This is a genomic window from Nocardiopsis protaetiae (genome assembly GCF_045446735.1).
Taxonomy (GTDB): domain Bacteria; phylum Actinomycetota; class Actinomycetes; order Streptosporangiales; family Streptosporangiaceae; genus Nocardiopsis; species Nocardiopsis protaetiae.
Map to the genome: position 1 here is coordinate 1 of NZ_JBJJBV010000021.1, position 22,823 is coordinate 22,823.

Here is a 22,823-nt window from a genome sequence, read left to right on the forward strand (position 1 = left end):
CGGGCGCCCGGATGCGGGTCCGGCCGGGGTCAGGCGAGCGACCCCTCCCGGGTCCGCCGGACGAGCTCGGGCCGGGACCGGCGGGCCGGCGCGGCCGCCGCGACCAGGAGGGCCAGCTCCGCGACGGTGGGGGCGCGGAACAGGTCCTTGAGGGTGGGCTCGACCCCCAGCGCGGTGCGGATGCGGGCGGTGAGGCGGGCGGCGAGCAGGGAGTGCCCGCCCAGGTCGAAGAAGGAGTCGTCGATGGTCACCGACTCCAGCCCCAGGACCTCCGCGAACAGCCCGCACAGGGTCTTCTCCCGGTCGTCGCGCGGGGCACGCCCCTGCGACAGAGCACCGAAGTCCGGTTCCGGCAGCGCCCGCCGGTCCACCTTGCCGTTGGCGTTCAACGGCAGCGCCTCCAGGACCACCACCGCCGACGGCACCATGTGCTCGGGCAGGACGGCGGCCAGGGCGGCGCGCAGCGCGACGGGATCGGCCCGCCCCGCGTCGGCGGCGGGGACCGCGTAGGCGACCAGCCTCCGGTCGCCGGGGCGGTCCTCCCGGACGACGACGGTCCCGGCCGCGACCTCCGGCAGGCGGGTGAGCGCCTTGTCGACCTCGCCGGGCTCGATCCGGAAGCCGCGGATCTTGACCTGGTCGTCGGCCCGGCCGACCAGCACCAGTTCGCCGTCGCGGGTCCACCGCGCCAGGTCGCCGGTCCGGTACATGCGCTCGCCCGGCCCGCCGAAGGGGCCCGCGACGAACCTCTCGGCGGTGGCGCCGGGGCGGCCCGCGTACCCGTGGCCCAGGCCGACACCCGCCACGTACAGTTCGCCGGCCATGCCCACGGGCACGGGGCGCAGCCGTTCGTCCAGGACGAAGCAGCGCTTGTTGGCCAGCGGTCCGCCGACCGGGATCCGGCCCTCGGGGACCGCGGTGAGGGTCCGGGCGTGGGTGAAGATCATGGATTCGGCGGGTCCGTATCCGTGCACCAGCCGGACCTGCGGGAACCGCTCCAGGAACCGTTCCAGGTGCACCGCCGAGGGGGCTTCGCCGCCGGTCATCACCTGGCGGACCCCGGCGAACACGTCCGGGTGCTCGTCCAGCAGGAAGTTGAACAGCCCGGCCGACAGCCACAGGGTGGTCACCCCCTGGGCGGCCACCAGCTCCGCGATGCGCGCGGGCTCGGGCGAGCGCTCCGGCTGGAGCACGCAGGCCGCGCCCGAGAGCAGCGCGCCCCAGAACTCCAGCACGAACCCGTCCCACGACACCGGAGCGCACTGCAACCAGACATGGTCCGGTCCCAGGTCCACGTAGTCCTGGCCCAGGAACGTCCCCACCACCGCGCGGTGCGGGGCCAGCACCCCCTTGGGAGTACCGGTGGACCCCGACGTGAACATCACACACGCCACGTCGCCCGGGTCGACCTCCACCTCCGGGGGCGTGGCGGGCAGGGCCGCCACGTCCTCCGCCTCGGTGTCCACGCACACCACCGGCCCGGTGAGGGCGATCCGGTCCGCCCGGTCCTCGGTGGTGACCAGCGCACCCGCGGACGCCTCCCCGACCAGGGTGGCGAGCCGGTCGTCGGGGAAGCCCGGGTCCAGCAGCAGATAAGCGCCGCCCGCCTTCAGCACGGCCAGCACCGCCACCGCCAGCTCCACACCCCGGTCCAGCAACACACCCACCACGTCACCGCGCGCCACACCCGAGCCCGCCAGGTGCCGCGCCAGCCGGTCGGCCCGCGCCTCCAGCTCCCCGTAGGTCACCCGCTCGTCACCGAACACCACGGCCACCGCGCCGGGGGCGCGTTCGGCGTGCGCGGAGAAGGCCTGCGGGACGGTGAGGTCGGGCACCTCGCGGTCGGTCGCGTTCCACGCCTCAATCTGGAGCCGCCGGTCCCGCTCGTCGAGCAGGTCCACGGTGGAGAGCGCGGCCCGGGGGTCGGCGGCCATCCGACGCAGCACCCGGAGCAGGGCGTCGCCGATACCGCGCACGGTCTCCTCGTCGAAGAGCGCGGTGGCGTAGCCGATGCGGCCGCGCAGGTCCCCGTCGTCGGAGCGGCGCGCGAACGTCACGTCGAGGTCGAACTTGGCGGACGCGAACCCCGCCCCCAGTGCCGTTCCCACCCCGGCGCCGAACCGGCCGGCCGCGTGGAGGAGGTCGTGCTCCAGCCCGAGCACCACCTGGAAGAGGGGGTTGCGGCCCGCGGCGCGGGCGGGCCTGAGCACTTCGACAAGGTGGTCGAAGGGCACGTCCCGGTGTTCGAGGTCGGCGAGGGTGCGCTCGCGCACCCGCTCCAGCAGGTCGGCGAAGGTCGGGTCCCCGGAGGTGTCGGTGCGCAGCACCAGCGTGTTGACGAAGAACCCGACCAGGTCCGCCAGCGCCTCGTCGTCGCGCCCGGACACGGGGGCGCCCAGCGGGATGTCGGTGCCCGCGCCCATCCGGGTCAGCGTCGCGGCCAGCGCGGCCTGGAGCACCATGAACAGGGTGACGTGGTGGTCGCGCGCCAGCTCCAGGAGCGCCGCGTGCGTGGGGGCGTCCACCGTGAGCTCGACGGCCCCGCCGCCGGAGTCGGGCTGTGCGGGCCGGAGGCGGTCGTAGGGCAGGGGCAGCTCGTCGGGCAGTCCGGCCAGGGTCTCGCGCCAGTAGGAGGCCTGCCGGGTGATCGCCCCGTCCCCGTCCGGCCCGCCCTCCAGCAGCCGCCGCTGCCACAGGGTGTGGTCGGCGTACTGGACCGGCAGCGGCGCCCAGCCGGGCGCCTCGCCGCGCAGCCGCGCCTCATAGGCGTCGGAGAGGTCGCGCAGCAGCGGCGCCATCGACGCCCCGTCGCCCGCGATGTGGTGCACCACCAGGTGCAGCACCCCGCCGCCGTCGCCGTCCTCCACCAGGCGCGCCCGCAGCGGGAGGTCCCGGGTCAGGTCGAACCGGTGCTCGGCCAGGGACCCGTCCCCGTCCCGCCCGGCGCGCACGCGTTCCACCACCAGCGCGGCCCGCGCCCGGTCCGGCGCCACCACCGACTGCCACGGCTCCCCGCCCCGGGCGGGGAACACCGTGCGCAGCGCCTCGTGCCGCTCCACCACGTCGGCGAGCGCCGCGGCCAGCGCGTCGGCGTCCACGCCCGCCTCCAGGCGGATCGAGAGCGGGATGTTGTAGGCGGCGTTCGGGCCCTGCAACCGGTCCAGGAACCACAGCCCCCGCTGAGCGTGGGACAGCGGCGGCCGCTCCGGTCTCTCCACCGCCGCGGTGAGGGGGATCCGCTCGGTGCCGCCCGGGCCCTCGGCGGCGGCCAGGCGATCGGCCAGGCGGGCCGCCGTGGGCAGGGCGAAGAGGTCGCGCAGGGTGAGTTCGGCGCCGAAGACCGCCCCGATCCGGCCGAGCAGCCGGGCGGCGAGCAGGGAGTGACCGCCCAGGTCGAAGAAGGAGTCGTCGATCGTCACCGACTCCAGGCCCAGGACCTCCGCGAACAGCCCGCACAGGATCTCCTCGCGGGCATCACGCGGGGCACGGCCCTGCGACAGAGCGCCGAAGTCCGGCTCCGGCAGCGCCCGCCGGTCCACCTTGCCGTTGGCGTTCAACGGCAGCACGTCCAGGACCACCACCGCCGACGGCACCATGTGCTCGGGCAGCAGGTCCGCGGCCCCGTCGATCACCCCGCGGGGGGTGAGGTCGTGTCCCGCGACCGGGACGACGTGGCCGACCAGGCGGCGCTCACCGGCGGCGTCCCGGTGCACGGTCACGACCGCCCGGTCGACCCCGGGCACCGCGGCCAGCGCGTTCTCCACCTCGCCGGGCTCGATCCGGAAGCCGCGGATCTTGACCTGGTCGTCGGCCCGGCCGACCAGCACCAGTTCGCCGTCGCGGGTCCACCGCGCCAGGTCGCCGGTCCGGTACATGCGCTCGCCCGGCTCCCCGTACGGGTCCGGGAGGAAGCGCTCGGCGGTGGCGCCGGGGCGGCCCGCGTACCCGTGGCCCAGGCCGACACCCGCCACGTACAGCTCACCGACGGCACCGATCCCGACGGGCCGCAGCCGCGCGTCGAGGACGTAGCCCCGCTTGTTCGCGACCGGGCCGCCCACCGGGACGGGGCCGCCGCCCACGCCGTCCACGACGTGCGTGTGGGTGAAGATCATGGATTCGGCCGGCCCGTATCCGTGCACCAGCCGGACCCGGGGGAACGCCTCCCGGAACCGCTCCAGGTGGGCGACGGAGGGGGCCTCGCCGCCGGTCATCACCTGGCGCACTCCGGCGAACACGTCCGGGTGCTCGTCCAGCAGGAAGTTGAACAGCCCGGCCGACAGCCACAGGGTGGTCACCCCCTGGGCGGCCACCAGCTCCGCGATGCGCGCGGGCTCGGGCGAGCGCTCCGGCTGGAGCACGCAGGCCGCGCCCGAGAGCAGCGCGCCCCAGAACTCCAGCACGAACCCGTCCCACGACACCGGAGCGCACTGCAACCAGACATGGTCCGGTCCCAGGTCCACGTAGTCCTGGCCCAGGAACGTCCCCACCACCGCGCGGTGCGGGGCCAGCACCCCCTTGGGAGTACCGGTGGACCCCGACGTGAACATCACACACGCCACGTCGTCGGGGTGGGAGCGCACCCGCACCGGCGCCGCGCCGACGACGGGGGCGTCGTCGAGGTCGACCGTCCGGGCCGGGCCCCGCTCCCCCCAGGACACGGCCCGGGCCGCGCCCGCGCCCCGGGTGAGGACGGCGGCGGCCCCGGCCTCGCCGGTGAGGGTGGTCAGCCGGTCGTCGGGGAAGCCCGGGTCCAACAGCAGGTACGCACCCCCCGCCTTCAGCACGGCCAGCACCGCCACCGCCAGCTCCACACCCCGGTCCAGCAACACACCCACCACATCGCCGCGCGCCACACCCGAGTCCACCAGATGCCGCGCCGCGCGTTCCGCCCGCGCGTCCAGCTCCCCGTAGGTCACCCGCTCGTCACCGAACACCACGGCCACCGCGCCGGGGGTGAGGCGGGCGTGCTCGGCGAAGACCTCGTGCACGGTCAGCTCGGCCACCGGGGCGTAGGTGTCGTTCCAGTCCTCCACCACCAGCTCCCGCTCCGCCCCCGGCAGCGGGGAGACGCCGCCGACCGGTTCGCCTGTCCGCTCGCACAGGCCCTCCAACAGGGCGTCGAAGCGGTCGCGGTGCGCGTCCAGGTCCTCCTGGGAATACACGGCCGGGTTGCCGTCGAAGTGGATCTCCAGGGAACCGCCCGCGCTCTGCTGGAGGACGTTGACCCGCAGGTCCTCGACCTCCCCGCGGATGATCTGGCCGACCCGCCAGGGCAGCCCGGCGAAGGTCTCGCCGTGGTCGAACGACATGAGGTTGACGATGGGACCGAACTCGGCGCGCGCGTCCGCGGTCTGGCCCAGCAGGGGCCGGATACGGGCCACGGGGAAGCGCTGGTGGCGCAGGGCCTCGCGCATCCGGACCGATACGTGGGTGACCGTCTCGGCGAACGAGGCGTCCTCGGTGATCCGGCAGCGCAGCGGGACGATGTTCGACCGCATCCCGGGGACGGCGCGGCCCACCGCGGTGCGCCGGCCGGTCACGGGCAGAGTGAGCAGGACGTCCTCGCGGCCGGTGCAGCGCCCGGTGTAGACCGCGACGGTGGCGGTGAGCAGTTGCTGCCAGCCGGTGCGCAGGCCCCGGGCCGTGGCCGCGACACGGGTGGACCGCTCCCCGCCCACGTGCAGCACGCTGCGCAGGTGGGTGCGGGAGGCGGGGTGCCGCGTCCCGGTGAGCGTGGTGGACTCCGGCGCCCCGGCCAGCCGTTCCCGCCAGTACTCCTCGTCGGCGGCGCGGTCCTTCGACTCCAGGTAGGCGCGGTCGTCAGCGAGCAGGTCGTCGAAGGGCGGGAAGGGCGTGCCCTCGTCACCGCCGTCGCGCAGGGCCGCGTAGATGCGCTCGGTGCGGGCGGCCAGCAGGCTCACGGTGTAGCCGTCGGCGATGAGGTGGTGGACCCGGCGGTAGAGGACGTGGTGCCCGGGACCCAGGGCGATGAGGACGTTGCGCATGAGCTCGTCGGCCAGGACGTCCAGGGGGCGGGAGGCCTCCGCCTCCATCCACTCCAGGGCGGCCCGCCGGGGGTCGGCCGCCCCGGACAGGTCGAGCCGTTCCATGGGCGCTCCGGCGTCCGGGCGGACGTACTGGGCGGGGCCGTCCGGGGAGTGGACGAACCCCAGGCGCAGGGTCTGGGCCTCGGCCACCAGCCGGACGATCGCCTGTTCCAGGACGTCGGCGTCGAGGTCTCCCCGGAACTCGTAGAACTCCGCGTTGTTGAAAGCGGGGTCGGCCGGGTCCGCCTGCTGGGCGAACCAGATCCCGCTCTGCGCCTCGTTGAGCGGTCGGGTCTGGGCACTGCTGGGGGACATCGCACGGCTCCTCAGTTCGGGGTCACCTCGTCCGGGTTCGTGTGGAGAGCCTAGAAACGCGAAGGCCGCCGGACCGGCACGCGATCGCGGCAGCCCGGCGGCAGTTCGGGGGGAAGCGAGGGGGTCAGACCATCGGCGAGAAGAAGTAGGTGTCGCGGCGGTCGAAGCGGCCGTCGACGCCGGCACGGAAGAAGTCCGCGTAGCGCAGGTCGACGGAACGTCCGTCCTTGAGCACGCCGGTGAAGCGGCCCTGGACGGCGACCCGGCCGTCACCGTCCACCACGACCGAGTCGGGGACGTGGACGCCCTCCCTGATCACCCGGGCGGTGCGGTAGAAGCGCTCGAAGGCGTCGCGTCCCACGAGCGAGGGGTAGCCGGGGCGATCGTAGACGACGTCGTCGCTGAAGAGGTCGAGCAGGCCGTCGACGTCGCCCGCGTCGACGCGGGCGTAGACCTCGCGCACGCGGTCGCGCACGTCGGCGGGGGCGGCATGGGAGGTGCGGGTCTCGTCGATCACGGTCATGGCGGTGTCCTTCCGGTTCTCAGGGGGGTCGTGCGTCGGGTGGTCGTACGTCGGGGGGCCGTGTGCCGGGCGGGTCGTACACGGATGTCGGGGCGGGCCGTCAGGCGGGGAGCACCGTCCGGGTCCAGCCGCGGGGGTCGGGGGCGCGCCCCGTCTGGACGCCCAGCAGGGCGTCGCGCAGGGCCCGGGTCACCGGGCCGGGGACGCCGTCGCCGATCACCCAGTCGCCGTCGCGGTCGCACACCCGGGAGACCGGGGTGACCACGGCGGCCGTGCCGCAGGAGAACGCCTCGGTCATCTCGCCGGACGCGCACTCCTCCCGCCACCGCTCCAGGGACACCCGTTCCACGACGGGCTTGTGCCCCAGGTCCTCGGCCAGGTCGAGCACGCTGGCCCGGGTGATGGACGGCAGGACCGTGTCGGTGAGCTCGGGCGTCACCACCTGCGCGGCGTCGGGGCCGCCGCGCACGAAGAACAGGCTCATCGCCCCGGCCTCCTCCACCCAGCGGCGCTCCACCGGGTCGAGCCAGACCACCTGGTCGCAGCCGTGCTCCCGGGCCCGGAGCTGCGCCTGGTAGGTCGGCGCGTAGTTGCCCGCGACCTTGACGGCGCCGGTGCCGCCGGGCACGGCCCGGCTCTGGTCGTGGCAGACCCACACGCCGATCGAGTCGGCGTCGCCGAACAGGCCGCCGGTGGCGAAGGCCATGAGCAGGAAGGTGTACTCGCGGGCGGGCCGCAGCATGAGGTCGGGTTCGCTGGCGAACATCAGGGGCCGCAGGTAGAGGCTGCCGCCGTCCGCGGGTGCGAGGGCGCCGTCCGCGGCCACCAGGGCGTCGGCGGCGGCCAGGAAGAGGTCGTCGGGGAGTGCGGGCATGGCCAGCCGGGCGGCCGAGCGGCCGAACCGGCGGGCGTTCTCCTCCGGTCGGAAGAGCGCGACCGATCCGTCCAGCATCCGGTGGGCCTTGAGCCCTTCGAAGACGACCTGCCCGTAGTGGAGGCCGACCATGGCGGGGTGCATGGGGATGGGGGCGAAATCGGTGAGTTCGGGGGTCGTCCACCCGGTGTCGGGGGTCCAGCGGGCGGTGACCATGTGGGGGGTGAAGGCGTTGCCGTAGGCGGTGCTGCCCAGTCCCATGGGAGGCTCCTCGGTGTCGGGGGGTCAGCGGGCCACGGAATCGTAACGGCGCTCGACGTAGGACAGTGTCTCCAGGAGGTTCGCGGAGGTGACGGCGGAACGACGGGCGGGTGTACCGACGGCGGGCAGCGGGAGGCTCCCGGTGTCCGACCAGCGCAGCCGCCCCGTGTCGTCGATGTGGGAGCGGACCCGGCCGGCGTTGTCGGGGTGCAGGCAGTAGGGGATGTCCAGCAGGCCCCGGCGGAAGGCGCGGAGCAGGGCGGTACCCACGTCGTCGGACAGCTCCAGGACCGCGTCGACCAGGATGCGCGCCTCGCGGTAGGTCTCGCCCCCGTCGCCGGACGGCTCCGGCCGGGTCGCCCAGGCCGCGTCGGCCGCCGTCTCCAGGGCGCGCACGTTCTCCTCGATGGTGGGGATGCGGTGCGCCTCCGCCTCGGTCTTGACGATGACGCGGTCGGCCCCGGCGGCGACGGCGGTGTGCGCGGACCGGCGGAGCAGGGCGGAGGCCCCCGCGGGGGTCCGGGGGAACACGCCCATGTAGGTGTAGAGGACGACGTGCCAGTCCACCCCGGGCAGCAGCTCCCCGGCCAGGCGGCGCAGCGCCCGGACGGCCTCGCGGTCCTGCTCGGCGCTGGTCTGCTGGGCGTAACTCAGGGACAGGCTGGTGATGCCGTGGGCGGCGAAGAACATCCCCTCCAGGAGGGAGACGGCGATGAGCATGCTCGGCGGGCAGAGCTGGCCCAGCATGCACCCGCCGAAGCTCTCCAGGTGCGGGACCCGGCCGGGGCCGGCGCAGGAGGCGAGGATCTCGGTGCTCTCCCGCCAGTTCGCCAGGGAGCATTCCAGGGGGACCCGGCCGTAGGGCAGGCAGTAGGAGACGGGGCCGCCCTCGGTGGCGTCCAGGCCGACCTCGATCAGCGCCCGGAAGATGTCCTGCGGGGCGGCGGACCCGTGCCTGACCTGGACCGGGAAGTCGGGGGCGTGCAGGCCGCGCAGCAGCGCGCGGGTGTCGTCGCGGTCGCGGGCCACGATCGGGTAGCCGTTGAGGGCGGTGCCGCCCGCGGCGATGGCCCGGCGGGCCGACTCGTGGTCGCCGACGCGGGTGTAGCTGTCCAGGGTGAGCGTGCCGACCGTCGCGGCGCGGGCGGCGCGGGTGGCCGCCAGGCCCCGCCGCATGAGCGCCGGGTCGCCGAACCCCATGCGGGGCTGGACCACGAGTTCCCCGGCGGCGCGGGCGGCCGCGATGCGGGCGCCGAAGGGCGCGGGGGCGCTCACGACGCGACCCGGAGCTCGAAGCGGGACAGGTAGGAGACGAAGGCGTCGATGTCGGCGTCACCGAACACCGCGTCGAAGCCCGCGTCCGTCAGCTCCCGGACCCGGTCGGCGCCCAGGGGACCGTTCACCCCGAGCTTGCCCCCGATCACCACGGGGACCAGGGCCAGTTCCGGGCGGGAGCGCAGGGCCGTGACGGCCCGGAGCCCGTCCTGGTGGCCGTGCCCGTTGACGCTGCCCAGGACGATGAGCCGGGGGGACAGCTCCAGGGCCTCGTCGACGAGGAGCCGGTCGGGGACGCAGGGGCCGAGGTTGGCGACACGGTGCCCCGCCTCCTCCAGCAGCAGCTGGAGGAAGACGAGGTTCCACGTGTGCGCGTCGGACGAGGTTCCCGAGAGCAGGATCTCCGCTCGTTCGGGTACCGGGATGTCTCCCGTGATGGGGGATCTCATGACGTACCGCCAGGGTGTCGGGGTGTGTGTTCTCAACGGCTGTCGGAAAACTACGCCCGGCCCGGGTCCGGGGCCGGAAGTGTCGGGCGGAAGATGGGCGGCACCTCCGCGACGGGTCCGGGCCCGGCTCAGTCCGCGGGCACCGCCACCGGTTCCGGTCCGGCGGTGAGCACGGCCAGGGCGCCCGCGGCCTCCCGGGCCCGGGCGGCCGCCTCGGCGGCGTCGCGGCCGAGCGCGATGACGTGCCCGATCCGGTCGCGGAAGCTGTGGGTGATCTCGACGCGGTCGCCCTCCCGGGCGGTGATCACGGCGGACACGACCCCGGGCAGGTCGGCGGCGGCCCCGCTGAAGGCCGCCAGCACGGTGCCCGGTTCGGTGGCGAACAGGAAGCGGATGGCCGCCACCGCCGCCCGGTCCGGTGCGAGGTCGGGGCGGTGGCCGAGCACGCGGTCGATGACGGCCCCCACCAGGTCGACGCCGGTGGCGGCGCGGACCAGGGCGGGGATCATGCCGCCCGCCAGCCGGGGGTTGACCTCCACGATCACCGGGCCCGCCGCGGTCAGGCGGACCTCCACGTGGGCCGGGCCCCAGCCCAGTCCCAGCGCCGCCAGCGCGGCCAGGGCGGTCCCGGCCAGGGCCCGCTCACGGGCCGCGGGCAGCGGCGCCGGGTACTCGTGGCCGGTCTCCAGGAAGAGGGGGTGCGGACCCAGGTGTTTGGCGGTGATCCCGACGACCCGGTCGTCGAAGGTCTCCACCGAGTACTCCGACCCCTCCAGGTAGGACTCCACCAGGGCGCGGGCGCCGGTCCGGCCGCCCAGCAGGGGGGTGAGCGCGTGCTCCGCCTCCGCCGTGGAAGCGCACAGGCGCACGCCGTCGGAGCCGGAGCCCGACACGGGCTTGACCACCGCGCGGCCGGTCGCGGCGATGACCGCGCGGGCCGCCGCGACGCCCGCGGGCACCGAGTCCACCTCGTGGAAGGCGGGGACGGGGACCCCGGCGGCGGCCAGCGCCGCGCGCTGGCGGGCCTTGTCGCGGGTGCGGTCGATCGCGTCGGGGTCGGGGGCGGGCAGGTCCAGGGAGCGCGCCGCGGCGGCGGCGGTCGCCACAAAGTACTCGGAGCTGGAGGTCGCCCCGGCCACGGGGCCGGGCAGGCCGCGGCAGGCCCGCAGGACCGCCGCGAGGTCGGTGGTGTCGACGGTGATCGCGGTGACGCCGTCGCGGGCGACGTAGGGGTAGCGGTCGGGGTCGCGGGAGAGCAGGACCGGTTCGATGCCGCGGTCGCGGGCGGCGGCGCAGAACGCGCGCCCGGAGCCGGTGGTGTTGCTCTCGACCAGAACGAGGTGGGGGACGCCGGGACGGGGGATGTCGCGCATGGTGCTGCCTTCCTGGAGGGGTCTTCCTGGAGGAGGGGGTCAGGCGGGGACCGGGGGTGCGGGGGTGCCCAGGGCGCGCAGCGCCCCGTCGAGGCGGGCGCGGGCGGCGGTCCACCGCTCGGTGGCCCGGGCGTGCTCCCGGGCGCGGGCGCGCAGTTCGGCGCGCGCGGCGTCCAGGACGGGGGCGAGGGCGCCCGGACCGCCGCCGTAGGAGGTGGCGGCCACGGCCGCGGCCGGTGCGGACAGGTGGGCCGGGACGGGGAGGTCGACGCCGTCGACGGTGACCCGTTCCAGCAGCAGGCCGCCGCGGTCCAGGGTCTCGCGCACCGCGGCCCCGACGGCGTGGTGGGCGGCGCGGAACGCGGTGCCCTCGCGGACCAGGTGGTTGGCGACCGCGGTGGCGGTGGTGAACCCCTCGTCCGCGACGCGCGCCATGCGCCCGGGGACGGGGGCCGCGCCCAGCACCAGGACCTGGGCCAGGCGCAGGGCGTCGGCCGTCGCGTCCAGGCCCGGCTTGGAGACGGCGACGGCCTCGGTGCCCACCTCGATGGAGTTGGTGAACGGGGTGGAGGAGAGCGTCGTGGCGGTGGCGGTCCACGCCCCGATGACGGCGCCCGCCTTGGCCTTGAGGTGCTCCAGGAGGAACGCGTTGCGCTTCTGGGGCATGGCCGAGCTGCCGCCCACCAGGTGGTCGGGCATGTGGACGAACCCGAACTCACCGCTGCTCCACACCTGGAGGTCGGTGCCCAGGCGGCTCAGGGTGATGGCCAGGGAGGCGGCCGCGCCCAGGACGCGCAGCACGGCGTCGCGGGAGGCCACCGCGTCCACGGAGTGCCGGACCGGGCGGTCGAACCCCAGCAGGTCCGCGGTCAGGGCCGGGTCGATGGGCAGGTCGGTGCCGCCGACGGCCCCCGCGCCCAGGGGGCAGCGGTCCAGTCCGCGGGCGGCCGCCGCCAGGGCGTCGATGTCGCGCCCCAGCGCCTCCGCGATGCCGAGCAGGTAGTGGCCGTAGGTGATCGGCACCGCCGGCTGGAAGTGGGTGTGGACGGGCATCACGACGTCCGCGTGGGTGCGGGCCCGGCCCAGGAGCACGGCGTTGAGCCGCAGGGCCTGGGAGAGCAGGGCGGCGCAGCGGGAGCGCAGCCGCATCGCGGTGGTGGTGGCGTTGAGGTCGTTGCGGGAGCGGCCCGTGTGCAGGGCGCCGCCGACCTCGGGCCCCAGCACCCCGATGAGGTGTTCCTCGTAGGCCAGGTAGAGGCCGCGGGGCCGGGGGGCGTCGAGGAGGTCGGCGAACCCGTCGGCGCGCATCGCGCCGATCCGGTCGGCCAGGGCCGCCGCCCGGGCGCGGTCGACCAGGCCGGTGCGCTCCAGCATCACCAGGTGCGCCAGGTCGACCTCGCTGATGAGCAGCAGGTCGCCGGTCACGTCGGCGCCGGTCTCGAAGAGCATCCTGCGGGTACCGGGGTGCAGCCCGCGGGTGAGTCGTCCGGTGTCGCTCACAGCGCCATCTCCCGTCGCTCCTCGGTGCGGCCCTGGGTCCCGCGCACCGCGCGGACCAGGTTCAGGGCGTGGAAGCGGGACCGGGCGCCGTCCGGGAGGCGGCGGACCAGGCCGGCGGACACCAGGGACATCAGGGCCCGGCCGCAGTCGGCGAGGCCGAGCCCGGCGCGCTGGGCGAGCGTGTCCGCGGGCTCCCCGTCCGGGGTCTGGCACAGGACCTCCAGCACCGCCTCCTCGTGGGGGTCGCGGTCGGCCAGGGCGCGGCGGACGGCGGCCGCCAGGTCGTCGCCGCTCCCGGGGTCCAGCGGGGCCAGCAGGGGCAGCGGGTTCTCGCGCAGGCTCTCCAGGAGGGTGGCCGTCCCGTAGACGGCGGACCACGACGCCACCGTGCGCAGGGCGCCGGGCAGGTGGTCGAGCAGGGCGCAGATCCGGGCGGGGGCGGGGTCGCCGTCGGGGGTGTCGGCCCCGGCCGAGGCGAGGAGTCCGCGCAGCAGCTCCACGGCGTCCTCCTCCCGGAGCGGGTCGACGAGGAACACCTGCTCCCCGGGGACGCGGTGCGGGCGGTGCGCGGTGGACAGCACGCGCAGGCCCGGGCAGTCGGCGAGCAGTTCGGCCAGGGCCCGGGCGTCGGGCGCGGCCGGGCGGGGGGAGTCCAGGACCAGGAGCACCTCCCGGTCCCCGATGGCGCCGGTCAGGGCCCCCAGGTGTTCGCGGGCCTCCCGGCCGCCCGTCCCGTACAGGGCCTCCAGGACCGCGGGGTGCGCCGCGGTGGCGGCGCCGCCGGGGCCGCCGATCCACAGCACCGGCAGGTCCGAGCGGCGGTGCAGGCGGCCGGCGACCTCCATGGCCAGGGTGGTCTTGCCCGCCCCGGGGGCGCCGGTCAGGGTGACGACCCGGCGGCCCGCGGTGCCCAGGTCGGCGGTGAGGACGTCGGCCTCGTCGACCCGGCCGACCGGCACGGTGCCGGCCGGGGGCGGGACGGCCGCCCCGGGGGCGCCGATGCGCAGGTCGGTGCCGGCGGTCCGGCCGGCGGCCGCCTCCAGCCGGGCGCGGTCCCGGTCGTTGAGCCGCAGCGCGTCCGCGAGCAGGCGCACCGTGTCCCGCCGGGGCCGCTGCGCCCGGCCGTGTTCCAGGTCGCGGATGGCGCGAACGCTGATGGTGGAGAAATCGGCCAGTTCCTGCTGTGTCAGACCGGCTCTGGTCCGGTACCGCAGGACCAGGTGGTCGAAACCCCGGTCCTCTTCCAAGCCGTCCATCGGCGTTGTCCCTTCCGCTCCGCGCTGCTCTGCCGCCTACGAGAGCCATGGTGCGAAAGGGCGTTATCGCGGCCGTACCCGTGCGGCTAACCGGGTCGGGGACAGGGGATAGCGGCGTGATAGCGAGAGCAATCCGCGGGGATGCCGCCCGTTTCTAACTTCGGATTCATCGAAAGAACGGAACTTCCGGAGAGGACTCCCCCGATGAACACCATCCTCAAGAACCTGATCGCCGCCGCCGTCGCCGCCACCGCCCTGTTCGGCCCGATCGTCCTCACCGGCACCGCCGCCGCGGCCGAGACCACCCAGGCCACCGCCTGCGCGAGCACTCAGGCCGGCTGCACCGACAGCGACCCCTGGGACGCGTGACGATACGGATGGAACAACGGGGCCGCCTACGGGCGGCCCCGTTCCGCGTGTACGGGGATGAAGGCCGCCGCGCGCGCCTCCAGTTCGGCCGCCTGCTCGGTCTCCCCCAGGTCCGCCAGCAGCCGGGCCAGGTCCATGCTCACCTGGGCGCCGCCCTGGCGGTCCATGATCTGCTCGCGTACGGCCAGCGCCCGGCCCAGCATGCGGCGGGCCTCCTCGGTGCGGCCGAGCCGGGCGTTGGCCCGGCCCAGGTCGTGCAGGAGATAGCCCTCGCCGATCGGGTCGCCCAGGTCGCGCACCAGCTCGAACGCCTCGGTCAGGATGCGCAGCGCCCCGCGGTCGTCGCCGCGCGCCTGCGCCACCTGGCCCATCCGGCGCAGCACCTGGGCCCGGCTGCGGGGGTCGCCGGTCCGCTCGTACAGCTCCAGGGCGCGGGCCAGGTCGGCCTCCCCGGCGTCGACGGAGCCGGTGACCGTGTGGATGTGCCCGCTCAGGGTGAGGGCGCGCCCCATCCCCACCAGGTCGTCGATGGACTCGAAGTCGCGGAAGGCCCGCGCGCACAGGACGAGGGCGTTCTCGTAGGCCCCGTCGAACTGGTCCAGGTAGGCCAGTTCCCGGGTGCACTGGGCGCGGCCCTGCACGTCGCCCAGCTCCTCGAACGCGGCCAGCGCCTCCCGCATGGAGCGGCGGGCCTCGGCGAACTTGCGCTGGTCCAGGTAGAGGAAGCCGTAGGAGGAGGTCATCGCGGCGATCCCCGGGCGGTTGTCCGCGGCGCGGACCGCGGCCATGGCCCGCTCGTTGGTCCGCTCCCAGGCCTCGGAGTAGCCGCGCCGGTTGTACATCAGGACCAGGGCCATCGCCAGGTTCCAGCACAGCTCGTCCAGGCCGTGGTCGGCGGCCAGGCAGACGGCGGCGAACAGGTTGGTCTGCTCCGACTCCAGCCAGCCCATGGGGTCGCGCAGCATCGTCTCGGCCAGGGCCCCGGGAGGGTGCCAGCGCGGGCCGGTGCCGTGGTGGAAGAGGTGGTCGCCACCGCGGATGCGCAGGTTGGCGTCGTCCACCAGGGCCAGCCAGCCGCCGACCAGGCGGGCGGCCGCCGCGGTGCGCTCCGGCCCGGCCTCCTCCGCGGCCAGGCGTTCGCGGGCGAACAGGCGGATGACGTCGTGGAACCGGTAGCGGGGCTCGCCGCCAGCGTCGAACCCGGTGACGTCGAGCATCTGCACGTCGACCAGGGGCTCCAGCAGGTCCGAGGGGTAGCGCCGGCGGTCGTCCAGCAGGGCGCCGGCGATCCACCCCGGCTGGCTGGGGCCGTCGGCCAGGGCGAACAGGCGTAGCGCCCGGCGGGTGTCGGCGTCCATACCGTCGTAGCTCAGCGACAGGCTGGCGCGCACGGTGAGGTCGCCGTGGGACAGCTCGTCCAGGCGGTGGCGCTCGTCGGCGAGCCGGTTGACCATCGAGGCCAGGGACCAGTGGCGGCGGGCCGCCAGGCGGGCGGCGACGATCCGCAGGGCCAGGGGCAGCCGCCCCACGGTGCGCAGCAGCGCGGCGGCGGCCGCGGGCTCGGCGGCCATCCGCTCGGGTCCCACCACCCGGCGCAGCAGGTCCAGGGCCTGTTCCTCGGGGAGCACGTCCAGCTCGACCAGGTTGGCGCCGGGCACCCCGGTCAGCCGGGAGCGGCTGGTGACGACCAGCGCGCAGCCGGGCCCGCCGGGCAGCAGGTCGGTGACCTGCCGTTCCCCGGCGGCGTCGTCGAGGACGACCAGGACGCGCCGGTCGGAGAGCAGGCTGCGGTACATCTCGGCGCGCTCGTCGCGGTGCTCGGGGATCGTCTGGCCGGGGATGCCCAGGGCGCGCAGGAAGCGGGCGAGCACCTCGGCGCTGTCCAGCGGGTCGTCGCGGCTGCCGCGCAGGTCGCAGTAGAGCTGCCCGTCGGGGAAGTGGCTGTCCGCCAGCCGGTGGGCGATGTGGGTGGCCAGGGAGCTCTTGCCGACCCCGGGGCGGCCGACGATGACAGCGACGCCGACAGCGCGGCCCTGGTTGCCCGGCCGGGTGAGGGTGGTCTCCACGGAGGTGATCCACTCCTCGCGGCCCACGAAGTCCGCGGTGTCGGCGGGCAGTTGCCGGGGGCGGGTCTCCCTGGGTTCGGGTGGTGCCGGGGGTGACGCCGCGAGCGGCACCGTAGGGGTCCGCTCGGGTTCGGCGGCGGGCGCGGTCCGGGCGGGGGACGCGGGCGCGGGGTCGGGCCCCGGCGCGGAGAGGGGTTCCCCGGCCAGGATCGCGGCCTCCAGGGCGCGCAGCTCCTTGCCGGGTTCCAGCCCCAGTTCGTCGATGAGCAGCTCCCGGCCCCGCCGGTAGATCTCCAGGGCCTCGGCCTGGCGGCCGGAGCGGTAGAGGGCGAGCATGAGCTGCCCGCGCAGCCGCTCCCGGAGCGGGTGCTGGCGGACCAGGCCGTCGATCTCCCCGATGAGCCGGTCGTGGCGGCCCAGCCCCAGCTCCAGTTCCAGGTACGACTCGACGGCGGAGACCCGGTTCTCCTCCAGGCCAGCGGCCTTGGGGCTGAGCAGCGGGCTGGACAGGCCGCTCAGAGCGGGGCCGCGCCACAGCCCGGCGGCCCGGCGCAGCAGGGCGACGGCGTCCGCGCCGCGGCCCTGCGCGGCCGCCTGGTCGGCCCGGCCGACCAGGAGCCCGCACAGGTGGACGTCGACCTGTTCCCGGTCGGCCCGCAGGAGGTAGCCCGGGGGCGAGGTGACCAGGGCGACGTCGGTGGCGGCCAGGCTCTTGCGCAGCCGCGAGACGCAGATCTGGACCTGGGTGCGGGCGGTCTCGGGCGGGTCCTCGTCCCAGATGGCGTCGACGAGGTAGTCGGTGGAAACGATCCGGCCGGCTTCGAGGAGAAGCGCGGCGAGGATGACCTGTTGTCTGCCCGGGGGAATACGGACCTGTCCGGAATCCACCTCGACCTGGAGAGGTCCCAGTAGGCGGAAGAAGACGCGGGGGAAGTCGCCTCCGTCGCTCACGAGATTGTTCCGAGCCCTCCGTCGTCGGGTTCTGACATCAGGCCGATCCTAGGGGAGGCGCTTTCGGGCCGCCACACTCCGTGCACATCCGAAGAAAAGCGCGAATACGAATCCATATCAACCGGACACGCATAGTGAGGTGGGCGGAGAAAAATTCATCCGACGAATTCCCGTTCCCCGCCGCCGGGCCGAAAAACCGGCCCGGCCGACCTCAATGTTCATCCGCCCGCAATTTTCACGGTAAACCGGAGCACACGCGCACCACCGTGGAACGCGCTCCCCCACTGGCCGGTTCCGGCCACGCTCCCCGCCCCCCTGGACCGCGTTCAACTGGGACGTTGGGTAAAGTTCCGGGCACGGTCCCCGTCCTGACGGCCACCCTCCCCCGAGAGCCGCCGGGGACCCGGACGGACACCAAGGAGTGTGACCCGCGTGGGGCTGTTCCTCAGCACGGCCTTCGGCTTCCCGACCGTACTGCTCACCCCCATGCTCCTCGTGATCGTCGTCTACTGGATCGTGGTCGCCGTCGGCCTGGCCGACACCGAGATGCTCGACTCCGTGGACGCCGACGGCGATCCGGTGGGCGCGGGCGCCGTCCTGGGGCGGGTGGGGCTGGGCAGGGCGCCGGTGACCGTGGAGATCACCCTGCTGGTGCTCTCCGCCTGGTTCGTGAGCATGATGGGCGGGATCGTGACCAGTCTCCTCAACCCCGACGGCGCCCTGCTCTGGGCGCTGGGCGCGGTCGTCCTCGTCATCGCCGTCGTGGCGGCGTGGGCGTTCACCAGCGGCACGGTCATGGCCGTGCAGCGGTTCCTGCCCAAGCCCAAGGGCTCGTCCAGGAACGAACTGGTCGGCCGCACCTGCGTGATCCGGATCGGCGCGGCCGACGAGGGCTTCGGCCACGCGGAGATCACCACCGCGGGCGGGGCCGCCATCACCATCCCGGTGCGCACCATCGGCGGCGAGGTGCTGCCGCTGGGGAGCACCGCCCTGATCTTCGACCACAGCGACGAGCAGGACGTCTTCCTGGTCACCCGTTTCGACGCGGCCCTGGACCCCGGCCAGAACTGACCCGCCGCCCCCCGACCCGGGACGCGGGCCTCAGTACGGGGGACGGCCGTAGTACGCGGTGAAGATCTCCGCGTGCAGGCCGTCGGCGGCCTGGGAGCGCTCGTGGCCGGGACCCCAGCGGGCGTGCGCCTCGCGGCGCAGCCCGTCCAGGAAGGCGAGGGCCCCCGCCGCGTTGTAGAAGGAGATGGCGCGGGCCGCCTCGACCCGGTAGTAGTGCACGTCCTCCGGTTTGGAGCCGCGCAGCGCCTCCACGAGTTCCAGGTGGGCGCGCACCGCCTGGTCCGCGCGGGCGCCGTCGCCCGCCGCGGCGGCCACCAGCGTGTACACCTGGCTCTCGCGCAGCCGGATCGTGCCGTCGGGGTCCACCGCGGCCGGAGCCGGGTGGGCGAGCAGGTCCTGGGACTCCTCCAGCGCGTCGCGGTGCCGTCCGCGGTCCGAGGCCCCGGCGGCCCGGAGCAGGCGGCGCCACCGGGCGGCCTCGTGGTCCACGGGGAGCAGGACCCCGGCGGCGACGACCGCCAGGGCGCCCAGGCAGGAGACGAACCCGCCGACGGAGGGGCGCAGCCGCAGCTCCCCGCCCGCGGCGTCGGCGAACCGGCCGACCTCGGCGATGTCGACCGCCGACCAGGCCAGGACGAGCGCACCGAGCAGGATCAGGAACACCCGGTGCGCCGGGCGCGGCGGGCGGAACCGGCACAGCAGCGCCAGGAGTGCGGCGAGCAGGGCCGCGAAGGCCAGCAGCAGGCCGTCACCGCCCCGGCCGGCCCGGGAGCCGAGTTCGGTCACGCCGTCGGCGGTGATCCGGCTGCCCCGGACGACCTGGTCGGCGTCGGGTCCGCCCACCCAGGGCAGCAGCAGCCCGGCCAGGACGACCAGGGCGGCCCCGCCCAGCGCGAGCGGGAACCACAGGCCGCCGCCGGAGGCCAGTGCGCGCAGGAAGGACAGCGGGGACGGCGAGGGCGGCGGACCGGCCTGGGCCTGCGGCGGGAGCGGCGGGTTCACGACGGCAGCCTCACGATCGGTGCGATGAGCTGGGACGCGCAGGCCCACACGGTGATCGGCACCATGAGCAGGCCCAGGGGTGTGGTCACCCAGCGCAGCACCGCCAGGCGGGTGCCGCGCAGCAGGCGGGACAGGTACAGCGGCGGCCCGGCCAGGAGCAGCAGCGCCGTGCCGATGGACAGGGTGAACCGCACCGGGCCGTCACCCGGGGCCGGGAAGAGCGGTGAGAGCAGGCTCTCCGCCGCCAGCCAGGACACGAACCCGGCCAGCGAGCCGACCCCGGCGGTCGCCATGGAGAACACGAACGAGACCGCGAGGTAGATCGGCACGCCGATGGCCAGGGCCAGGAGCAGGCAGCCGTTCTCATCGTCCCGCTTGGCCTGCCCCTCGGCCTGCTCGATCTCCTCCATGATCCGCAGGCGCTTGGCCCCGGGAGTGCCGTGGTCGACCATCAGGCCCCCTGTGCCGTGCCGTGGATCCTGCGGGCGGCACTGCGCCGCAGCAGTGCGGTGACGAGCGCGACGGCCCCGGCGAGCAGGGCCGTGGCGACGATGGCCAGGCCGGGCGCGGAACCGGCGCCGCGCACCGGCTCGGCCACCACCAGCCGGGCGTCGTCCAGCGGCAGCTGCGACTCGACGTGGATGACGTGGTCACCGGCGGCGAGGTCGATCTCCGCCGTCCCGAAACCCCACACGGCCGTGCCGTCGACCTGGGTGGTGTAGTCCTCCAGCCCGGCCGGGTAGCGGACCGGGTCGCCGTCCGGCTCCGGGTCCAGCCAGATCGCGATCGGGCGCTGCCCGGAGGGCACCAGGTGCCAGGGGTGCTGCTCCTCCGTGTTCGGGAACTCCAGGTACAGGATCCGGGTGCCGGGCTCGTCCAGGGTCACCTCGACCGTGTGCGGCTCCTCGGCGGAGGCGCGCACCAGGTGGTCGGAGCGGAAGCCGTCCCCGTGGTCGGAGAACCCGGTCACGGCCAGCAGCCCGAAGCACGCGATCCACAGGCCGAGGGCCACCGTGTACCACCACCGGGGCGGCCCGGTGGGCGTGAAGTACGGCGGGCGGCGCGGCATCGTCCTCCCCAGGGTCGGTCGGGCGCGGCGGCCCGGTCCACTCGCGCGGGCGCGGTGGCCCACTCCGGCCAGTATTCCCCGCCGGGACCCGCATCGGCCCTCCCACCAGCCGAAAGATACAGTGGTGAGACCCTTCACCAACGGTCGCGGGACGCCCTCCGTCCGTGATTCCCGCGGGTACCCGGAACCGTTTCCCGGCCCTCGGCGTCCCACTGCCTGAGCCCTTCCCCACGGGAGCACCGCGGGCACCGCCCTCCCCCGCCGTCGCGCTCCCGCACGGCCATCGACCCCGCACGGTCATTCGCAGAAAGGCCCCCATACGTGTTGCTGAGCGCCCCATCCACCGGAGAGGCCGCCGACGCGGCGTTCCTCACCGTCGGCATCTCCCTGGCCGTAGCCCTCGTCGTCCTGCTCCTGCTGGTCATCTCCATCCTGAAGATGTTCAAGAAGGTCAAGCAGGGCGAGGCGCTGATCATCTCCAAGACGCGCGACGTCCACGTCACCTTCACCGGTGCCGTGATCCTGCCGGTCCTGCACAAGGGCGAGCGCATGGACATCTCGGTCAAGACCCTGGACCTGGACCGGCGCGGCCGTGACGGCCTGACCTGCAAGGACAACATCCGCGCCGACATCAGCGTCAAGTTCTTCATCCGGGTCAACGAGACCGCGGAGGACGTCAAGCGGGTCGCCAAGGCCATCGGCACCGAGCGCGCCAGCAACCCCGAGACCCTCCAGGAACTGTTCAACGCGAAGTTCGCCGAGGCCCTCAAGACCGTCGGCAAGCGCTTCGACTTCGAGGAGCTCTTCACCCACCGCGAGGAGTTCCGCCAGCAGATCGTCGAGGTCATCGGCTCGGACCTGAACGGCTACGTCCTGGAGGACGTCGCCATCGACTACCTGGAGCAGACCCCGCTGCACCAGCACGACGCCAACAACATCCTCGACGCGCAGGGCATCTCGAAGATCACCGAGCGCACCGCCACCGAGCACAAGCGCACCAACGCCTTCGAGAACGACCGCAAGAAGGAGATCGACCGCCAGAACACCGAGACCTCCGAGACCCTCGCCGAGCTGGAGAAGCGGCGCGAGGAGGCGGCGGCCAAGGCCAAGCGCGAGATCGAGATCATCAAGGCCCGCGAGGAGGCCGAGACCGCGCGCGTCCAGGCCGAGGAGCGCCTCAAGTCCGAGACCGCCAACATCCGGACCTCCGAGGCACTGGGCGTCCAGCACCAGAACCAGCAGCGTGAGATCGCGGTCGCCGAGAAGAACCGCGAGCGGGTCATCGCCATCGAGACCGAGCGCATCGAGAAGGACCGCCTGCTGGAGGTCATCGGCCGCGAGCGCGAGACCGAGCTGAGCCGGATCTCCAAGGACAAGGAGGTCGAGGCCGAGAAGCGCGAGGTCGCCGACGTCATCCGCGAGCGGGTCGCCGTGGACCGCACCGTCGCCGAGCAGGAAGAGGCGATCAAGCGCCTGCGCGCGGTCGAGGAGGCCGAGCGCCAGCGCCAGGCCATCATCATCCACGCCGAGGCCGAGGCCCAGGAGCGCCTGGTCAAGGACATCAAGGCCGCCGAGGCCGCCGAGGCCGCGGCCAAGCACAGGGCCGCCGAGGAACTGACCCTGGCCGAGGCCCGCCAGCAGGCCGCCGAGCTCGACACCCGCGCCAAGATCCGCCTCGCCGAGGGCATCCAGGCCGAGGCCGCCGCCCAGGGCCTGGCCGAGGTCCAGGTCCGCGAGCAGGACGCCGCGGCCATCGAGAAGGTCGGCTCCGCCGAGGCCGAGGTGTCCCGCCTCAAGGCCGAGGCCGACGCCCGGGCCGTGCAGGCGAAGATGCTCGCCGAGGCCGAGGGCATCGAGGCCAAGCTGCGCGCCGAGGCCGCGGGCCTCACCGACAAGGCCGGGGCCATGGCCGCCCTGGACCAGGTCAGCCGCGAGCACGAGGAGTACCGCCTGCGACTGGAGGCCGAGAAGGAGGTCCGCCTGGCCGGGATCGACGTCCACCGCCAGGTCGCGGAGGCCCAGGCCACCGTGCTGGCCACCGGCCTGGAGAACGCCGACATCAACATCGTCGGCGGCGACGGCGTGTTCTTCGACCGCATGGTCAACTCCATCGGCCTGGGCAAGGCCGTGGACGGCTTCATCGGCAACTCCGAGACGATGCAGGCGCTGGGCGGCAGCTGGCTGAACGGCGAGGGTGACTTCGTCCGCGACATCAAGAAGGTCGTGGCGTCGCTGGACACCGAGGACGTCAAGAACCTCACCGTGTCCGCCCTGCTGCTCAAGCTCATCAACGCCGACCGGGGTGACAGCGGCAAGCTCAACGGCCTGCTGACCACGGCCCGCTCCATGGGCCTGGACCAGCTGCCGGTGACCGCGCTCGCCCCCGCCGCGAACTCCGCCAACGCCGTGAAGCAGTGAGGTA

15 protein-coding genes are annotated in these 22,823 nt (G+C 74.6%); 3 read left to right on the forward strand and 12 right to left on the reverse strand.

Annotated elements, in window-relative coordinates:
• Window positions 1-29: 29 nt before the first annotated feature.
• The 8 genes from ACJOT3_RS05455 to ACJOT3_RS05490 form a co-directional block, all read right to left on the reverse strand.
• A complete protein-coding gene (locus tag ACJOT3_RS05455; protein WP_406969440.1) occupies window positions 30-6,362 on the reverse strand; it encodes a non-ribosomal peptide synthetase in 6,333 nt (2,110 codons plus the stop codon).
• A gap of 124 nt (window positions 6,363-6,486) precedes the next feature.
• Window positions 6,487-6,885 carry a nuclear transport factor 2 family protein gene (locus tag ACJOT3_RS05460; protein WP_406969442.1) on the reverse strand — a complete coding sequence of 133 codons (399 nt, stop codon included), beginning with the start codon at window positions 6,883-6,885 and terminating at the stop codon, window positions 6,487-6,489.
• Between the two features lie 100 nt (window positions 6,886-6,985).
• Window positions 6,986-8,020: a branched-chain amino acid aminotransferase gene (locus ACJOT3_RS05465; protein ID WP_406969444.1), complete on the reverse strand. Its 1,035-nt coding sequence runs from the start codon at window positions 8,018-8,020 to the stop codon at window positions 6,986-6,988.
• A 24-nt stretch (window positions 8,021-8,044) separates the two neighbouring features.
• Window positions 8,045-9,295, reverse strand: a complete 1,251-nt coding sequence (locus ACJOT3_RS05470) for a methylaspartate mutase (protein ID WP_406969446.1) — start codon at window positions 9,293-9,295, stop codon at window positions 8,045-8,047.
• Window positions 9,292-9,744 (reverse strand): cobalamin B12-binding domain-containing protein, encoded by a 453-nt coding sequence (locus tag ACJOT3_RS05475; protein WP_406969448.1) that lies wholly within the window; start codon window positions 9,742-9,744, stop codon window positions 9,292-9,294. The genes ACJOT3_RS05470 and ACJOT3_RS05475 overlap by 4 nt, the downstream gene beginning before the upstream one ends.
• Window positions 9,745-9,872: 128 nt before the next feature.
• The gene (locus ACJOT3_RS05480; RefSeq protein ID WP_406969450.1) at window positions 9,873-11,117 is read right to left on the reverse strand and encodes an ATP-grasp domain-containing protein; all 1,245 of its coding nucleotides are present in this window, start codon (window positions 11,115-11,117) and stop codon (window positions 9,873-9,875) included.
• A gap of 39 nt (window positions 11,118-11,156) precedes the next feature.
• Entirely contained in the window at window positions 11,157-12,617 is a 1,461-nt protein-coding gene (argH, locus tag ACJOT3_RS05485; RefSeq protein ID WP_406969452.1) for an argininosuccinate lyase, read from the reverse strand.
• Entirely contained in the window at window positions 12,614-13,873 is a 1,260-nt protein-coding gene (locus ACJOT3_RS05490) for a helix-turn-helix domain-containing protein (RefSeq protein ID WP_406969454.1), read from the reverse strand. The genes argH and ACJOT3_RS05490 overlap by 4 nt, the downstream gene beginning before the upstream one ends.
• A 204-nt stretch (window positions 13,874-14,077) precedes the next feature.
• Here ACJOT3_RS05490 and ACJOT3_RS05495 point away from each other — a divergent pair, with 204 nt between their 5' ends.
• Window positions 14,078-14,242 (forward strand): hypothetical protein, encoded by a 165-nt coding sequence (locus ACJOT3_RS05495; protein WP_406969456.1) that lies wholly within the window; start codon window positions 14,078-14,080, stop codon window positions 14,240-14,242.
• Window positions 14,243-14,268: 26 nt separating this feature from the next.
• Here ACJOT3_RS05495 and ACJOT3_RS05500 read toward each other — a convergent pair whose 3' ends face one another.
• Window positions 14,269-17,259 carry an AfsR/SARP family transcriptional regulator gene (locus ACJOT3_RS05500; protein ID WP_406969458.1) on the reverse strand — a complete coding sequence of 997 codons (2,991 nt, stop codon included), beginning with the start codon at window positions 17,257-17,259 and terminating at the stop codon, window positions 14,269-14,271.
• Window positions 17,260-17,691: 432 nt separating this feature from the next.
• Here ACJOT3_RS05500 and ACJOT3_RS05505 point away from each other — a divergent pair, with 432 nt between their 5' ends.
• On the forward strand, window positions 17,692-18,330 hold the full coding sequence (locus ACJOT3_RS05505; RefSeq protein ID WP_406969460.1) for a DUF1449 domain-containing protein: 639 nt from the start codon (window positions 17,692-17,694) through the stop codon (window positions 18,328-18,330).
• A gap of 30 nt (window positions 18,331-18,360) precedes the next feature.
• Here ACJOT3_RS05505 and ACJOT3_RS05510 read toward each other — a convergent pair whose 3' ends face one another.
• Genes ACJOT3_RS05510 through ACJOT3_RS05520 form a run of 3 tightly spaced genes read right to left on the reverse strand, consistent with a single transcriptional unit; the run spans window position 18,361 to window position 20,401 of the window.
• Entirely contained in the window at window positions 18,361-19,332 is a 972-nt protein-coding gene (locus ACJOT3_RS05510; protein ID WP_406969462.1) for a hypothetical protein, read from the reverse strand.
• Complete coding sequence (locus tag ACJOT3_RS05515) at window positions 19,329-19,784, reverse strand: hypothetical protein (protein ID WP_406969464.1); 456 nt, start codon at window positions 19,782-19,784, stop codon at window positions 19,329-19,331. The genes ACJOT3_RS05510 and ACJOT3_RS05515 overlap by 4 nt, the downstream gene beginning before the upstream one ends.
• The gene (locus tag ACJOT3_RS05520; protein WP_406969466.1) at window positions 19,784-20,401 is read right to left on the reverse strand and encodes an MDR/zinc-dependent alcohol dehydrogenase-like family protein; all 618 of its coding nucleotides are present in this window, start codon (window positions 20,399-20,401) and stop codon (window positions 19,784-19,786) included. Before ACJOT3_RS05520 ends, ACJOT3_RS05515 begins: the two co-directional genes overlap by 1 nt.
• A gap of 321 nt (window positions 20,402-20,722) precedes the next feature.
• Here ACJOT3_RS05520 and ACJOT3_RS05525 point away from each other — a divergent pair, with 321 nt between their 5' ends.
• Window positions 20,723-22,819 carry an SPFH domain-containing protein gene (locus tag ACJOT3_RS05525; protein ID WP_406969468.1) on the forward strand — a complete coding sequence of 699 codons (2,097 nt, stop codon included), beginning with the start codon at window positions 20,723-20,725 and terminating at the stop codon, window positions 22,817-22,819.
• The last annotated feature ends 4 nt before the right edge of the window (window positions 22,820-22,823 follow it).